5 protein-coding genes are annotated in these 5,201 nt (G+C 49.1%); all 5 read right to left on the bottom strand.

The window, feature by feature from the left end:
- Nucleotides 1-77: 77 nt before the first annotated feature.
- Complete coding sequence (locus tag RWJ43_RS05860; RefSeq protein ID WP_012808943.1) at nucleotides 78-575, bottom strand: hypothetical protein; 498 nt, start codon at nucleotides 573-575, stop codon at nucleotides 78-80.
- 126 nt (nucleotides 576-701) lie between these two features.
- Nucleotides 702-1,211, bottom strand: a complete 510-nt coding sequence (gene coaD / locus RWJ43_RS05855; protein WP_314008900.1) for a pantetheine-phosphate adenylyltransferase — start codon at nucleotides 1,209-1,211, stop codon at nucleotides 702-704.
- Nucleotides 1,212-1,219: 8 nt separating this feature from the next.
- Nucleotides 1,220-1,798: a 16S rRNA (guanine(966)-N(2))-methyltransferase RsmD gene (gene rsmD, locus RWJ43_RS05850; protein ID WP_314008898.1), complete on the bottom strand. Its 579-nt coding sequence runs from the start codon at nucleotides 1,796-1,798 to the stop codon at nucleotides 1,220-1,222.
- Nucleotides 1,799-1,849: 51 nt separating this feature from the next.
- Complete coding sequence (recG, locus tag RWJ43_RS05845) at nucleotides 1,850-4,042, bottom strand: ATP-dependent DNA helicase RecG (RefSeq protein ID WP_314008896.1); 2,193 nt, start codon at nucleotides 4,040-4,042, stop codon at nucleotides 1,850-1,852.
- A gap of 3 nt (nucleotides 4,043-4,045) precedes the next feature.
- A partial coding sequence (locus RWJ43_RS05840; protein ID WP_314008894.1) for a DAK2 domain-containing protein occupies nucleotides 4,046-5,201 on the bottom strand: 1,156 nt, incomplete at its 5' end.

Below are 5,201 nucleotides of genomic sequence, written 5' to 3'. Positions count from 1 at the left end.
ATGACCCGCATAAGAAACGGTATCGCCTGCATTTGCAAGACGATCATCTAGTGCGTAAAGAACTGATTGCATTGGAATTACCAGGCAACGTTATTGCTGGTGTTACGAGGACCAGAGTTCTCATCAAGTGTCTGACGAACACGAGAGACTGAGTTTGTCAGGCTCTTGAGGTTCTCCTCAAGGTGAGCAAGAACGGTATCTGCATACTCCTCAGCGTTGTAGCGAGTATCACGCTCATACTGCTCTGCCTGGTCACGAATGCCATCTGCCTGCTGCTGAGCAAGGCGGACAACCTCCTGGTCACCAGCAAGAATCATAGCCTGCTGCTGTGCGTCAGCAATGATGGATTCTGCCTGAGCACGTGCACGCTCAAGGGTCTCATCCTCTTCCTTGATGATGCGACGAGCGGTTGCAAACTCTTCTGGGAAGACACGACGAATCTCGTCAAGCAGCTCGTAGAAGTCCTGGGCATCAATAATCTTCTTGTTACCGCCATCCATAAAAGGTGACTTAGCCTCAGTTACCATCTGCTCAATCTCAGATACAAGGCTCTCAATTTCCTCGCCTGGCTGCATCCAGGGCTCCTTTCAATCCAATACATAAGCTGTGTTATATGCAGTTTTAGCCCTTATGAGCACGACGCATAAAACACCTTTTTAAGAATGTTAGCAGAATATAATGAAAATGCAGGGCAAATATACTTAATTACCGCAATTATGCAGAGCATCAAGCTTTTTAATGACGTTCTTTGGTACCAAAAATGATACATCTGCGCCCATAGCTGAAATCTCTCTCACAATTGAGGAAGAAATATAGCCGTACTCTGGACTGGACATAACAAAGACGCTCTCCAGCTCAGGAGCCATATGGGAGTTAAGGTCTGCCTGTTGCAGCTCATACTCAAAGTCTGTCATAGCTCTTAGGCCTTTAACAACACCACCTGCGCCGCGAGCATTGCAGAAATCAACCAGAAGACCTTCCATAGGCTCTACAGAAACGTGCACAAGTCCTTCATCTACCAGCGCGTCTTTGAGCATCTGTACACGCTCTTCAAGAGAAAACGTAGTTCCCGTGCCGTGTTTACGCTTTGAAGCCGCAACAGCTACCGTAACATTTTCAAAAAGACGAGAAGCTCGTTTGATTACATCAAGGTGTCCGTTTGTGACGGGATCAAAAGTACCTGGTACAACTACGTGAGTGATGCTGTTCAACGTATCTCCTATCCCTCACAACGAACAAGTAAATCAACTTGAGCAATACCATAACGCTTACTCTTAGAAAGCTCAAAATTATCAAGAGAAAGTGAATCAGATTTATGGCTATGTTCATAGACTACTACAGCGTCTTTTGTCAGACTTCCCGCCTGAGTCAAGTCTTTGAGCAGCTTGGATACTACCTCTGCCTCGACGGCATAAGGAGGGTCCAAAAATACCACGTCAAAAGGACCTCCAAACAGCTGGGATGACTCAGCTAAGCGCGCTGTATCTCCACAGATAACACTCATCTCAGAGGTGCTTACGCCAAGAGATTTAGCCGTACGCTTAATGCGATCGCACGTCTTTCTGTCTTTATCAACAAAAGCAGCGTATAGCGCTCCTCTAGAAAGAAGCTCAAAGCCCATAGCACCCGAGCCTGCAAAAGCGTCAAGTACTCTGGATTCACTGAGGTCAAGACCGCGAGAAGCCAAGATGGAGCTTGCAATAGCCTCACGCGTACGATCAGTGGTTGGTCGCGTAGTCCCCTTGCCATCAGGGGCCTCAATTGCACGACCTTTCCATTTTCCGCCAACAATCCTCATGGGTTTTCTCGCCACCAAACCTATCTTGTACTGCAGTTTACCTGCAGGTTATTACTTATAGCCAAGCTCTTCAAAGTAGATACCAAAGCGATCTTTTGCCTCAATTCCCAGCGTAGCATAGGCATCGCTGGTAAGATTTGGGTCTTGAGCAGTAATTGCCAAAGCGTCCGTGTGGGCTGCCTTAATCAGGTCCGCATCCGCGTAAAGATCAGAAATCTTGAGCGTGGTACCGCCCGACTGACGGTATCCCAGGGTTTCTCCCTCGTGCCTGAGCTCAAGGTCAAGCTCTGCCAAGCGTGCGCCGTCGGAGGTTTGCTCAAGCGCGGCTAAGCGCTTTCTTGCGGTAGAGCCTCGCTTGGCATTGCTTGCCAGATACACAGTTCCTGGGAAATCTCCTCGACCAACACGGCCTCTGAGCTGGTGCAAGGTAGCCAAACCAAAACGATCCGCATTAAAGACGATCATGACCGTAGCGTTAGGAACGTCAACGCCAACCTCAATGACGGTTGTAGAGACCAGAATCTGCGTCTTATTTGCGCGGAACTTTTCCATTACCTTATCTTTTTGTGTCTCAGGCAGTCTGCCGGTCAAAAGATCACAGGTAAAGTCCTTGAAAACGGTCTTTGAAAGCTCCTCATATACGCGAGTTGCACTGTAGAGTTTACCGTTTGTACGAGCAGCCTCAGGAACATCTTCAAGCTCTTCTTCAGAATCGCTTGGGTCAATTAAAGGGCAGACCAAGCATGCCTGATGACCCGCTTGAACAGCTTCGGCGACAGCAGCATATGCTTGGTCAAGGTTTTCTGGCACACACAGTTTGGTGGTAACGCCAGCTCCTGCCTTTGGTCTTTTGGTAATGCGAGACGTATCAACGTCTCCGTACAAAGAAAGTGCCAGCGTACGCGGGATTGGCGTTGCACTCATGGCGAGAAGATCTACGCCTTGTCCTTTTTTGCGCAACGCTGTTCTTTGATCAACGCCAAAACGATGCTGCTCGTCAACAACAGCAAGGGTGAGCTGCTTAAATACCACGCTATCTGAGAGAAGCGCAGTGGTGCCAAAGACAATGGACAAAGAACCGTCGGCTAGGCAAAGTTCAATCTGTCGCCTCTCCTCTTCTGAGGTAGAACCCGTAATAAGCGCCCACGTAATTCCCGCAAGTGAAAGCAAGGGGCCAATTTTTTGAGCGTACTGCTGAGCAAGAACTGAGGTAGGAGCCATCACAGCTGCCTGAGTTGAAGAATCTGCTGCTGCAGCCAAGGCAACAGCGGCAACAGCTGTTTTACCAGTACCAACATCACCCAAAAGCAAGCGATTCATAATACGTGGTGCTGCCATATCAGAAAGAATCTCTTGAGCAGCATGGTTTTGCTCGTCAGTTAGGGCAAAAGGCAAAGCCTCTATCAAAGCCTTAACTTTAGGTCCATCTATAACGTGCTCAAAAGGCTTATGGCCTGCAAGCTCCAAGTTTCTCCTGGCCAGAAGGGCAAGCTGTAAGCTAAGAAGCTCATCAAAAGCAAGACGGCGGCGCGCCTGCTCAGCTGCGTCCAAGCTTGTGGGAAAATGGACCTCACGAAGCGCCGATGAGAGTGACATAAGGCGGTGCTTGGAGACAAGCTCTGAGGGCAGCCAATCACACACGCTTCCCGTATCCGCCAAAGCCGCTGACATAATGCGACGCATCCATGCAGGACTCACACCCTCGGTAGCTGGGTGAACAGGAAGAATTGCAGCTTTTGAAGGCGTCTCTTTGGAGCGTGCTTCATCGTTTGAGTCAGACTTTGCCGTACTAAGCACCTCGTAAAACGGTGACTTCATCTGACGGTAACCGTAGGCAAAGAGAACCTTACCGCTTAGCGCCACTTCATCGTCAACGTGGATTTGCTCAGCTATCCAAGGCTGCCTAAAAAACGAAGCTGTGAGTACGCCCGTATCATCCACAATCTCAATCTCAACAATGACCATTTTAGGACGTGGACGCTTGGTCTTTACCGAAGCAACGCGGCCTGTAATGGTAGCGTCCTCACCTATCTGCGCAAAAGCAATCTGCACGCGGTGAGAAAAATCGAGGTAGCGGTGAGGAACATTGAGCAAAAGGTCTCGTACACGCAGAATGCCGAGACGCTCAAGCGCCTCGGCACGATTTGCATTGACATACCTTAACCTGGTCACACTATCAACAAGTGAGCAGGTATGTGCTACTCGCTCTGATGCGGGAGCGATGCTTACCTTGGACTCAGACATTTCCTACTCAATAGAGAAGATGACTGGATAGAGTGGCTGCTCGCCGCGCTGAGCGTCAACCTCAAGGTCTGGATAGGTGTCCTCAATCTTACTGGCGAGAAGATCGAGCTGCTCGTCAGAGAAGTCTTCACCTGCAAGAATGGTGAGGTTGTCGCCCTCTTCCTCCTCTTGCATCTTGGCAATAAGGTCAAGCGTGACCTGCATGACATCAGAGCCGACAACATCAATGGAGCCGCCCTGGATACCCATAACATCACCATCGTGAATAGGGGTGCCGTTAGCTGCAGAGGAATCACGGACTGCAGTGGTTACCTCACCGTAGCGAACGCCAGAGATAGCGTCAGTCATCTCTTCTACAAGCTCTTCAAATGGAACGCCATCTGCAACAACAAACATTGCAGCAAATGCCTGAAGAACAGACTTGGTTGGAATAACGGCAACCTTAACATCCTCACATGCGCTTGCAGCAGCCTCTGCTGCCATACGAATGTTGGAGTTATTTGGCATAACAATAACCTGGTCTGCATTGGCCTCTTCAATTGCAGCAAGAATGTCTGCAGTTGAAGGGTTCATGGTCTGACCGCCAGAAACAACAACGTCAACACCAAGAGACTTCAAGATTGATTCAGTGCCAGAACCAGCAGTTACTGCAACAAAGCCAAGCTCTTTTCTAGGTGCAGCCGCAGCCTTCTTATCTTCAGCGATCTTCTCGGTACGCTCCTTAGCCTCAAGGTCCATGTTGTGAATGAAGACCTCAAAAATCTGGCCGTACTGAAGCATGTACTCAAGAACCTTGTTAGGAGTATTTGAGTGAACGTGAATCTTGTAGTCTGGGTTTGCGCCAACAAGAAGCTCACAATCACCCATAGTTGCCAGGAAGTTCAGAGCTGCTTCCTCGTCAAAGTCTGGGCTATCTGCCTTGAAGAGGAACTCATTGCAGTAACGATACTCAGAACCCTCCCAGTCATCGTTGAGCTCAATCTCAACCTTAGCGCTGGTAGCAGCCTTAGCATCAGAAACAGAAACGGTAGTCTGGAAGTCAGTAGTCTCAGTCTTGCCAGTAACAGCATTTACAAAGCCCTCCAGGAAGGTTGCAAAACCAAACGCACCAGAGTCAACAACACCGTTCTCTTTGAGGACAGGAAGAAGCTCAGGAGTG

Origin of the sequence: Lancefieldella parvula, assembly GCF_963530955.1 — a bacterium.
Taxonomy (GTDB): domain Bacteria; phylum Actinomycetota; class Coriobacteriia; order Coriobacteriales; family Atopobiaceae; genus Lancefieldella; species Lancefieldella parvula_A.
Note: the sequence above shows the minus strand (reverse complement) of the source record. Positions and strands in the feature narration are given on the sequence as shown.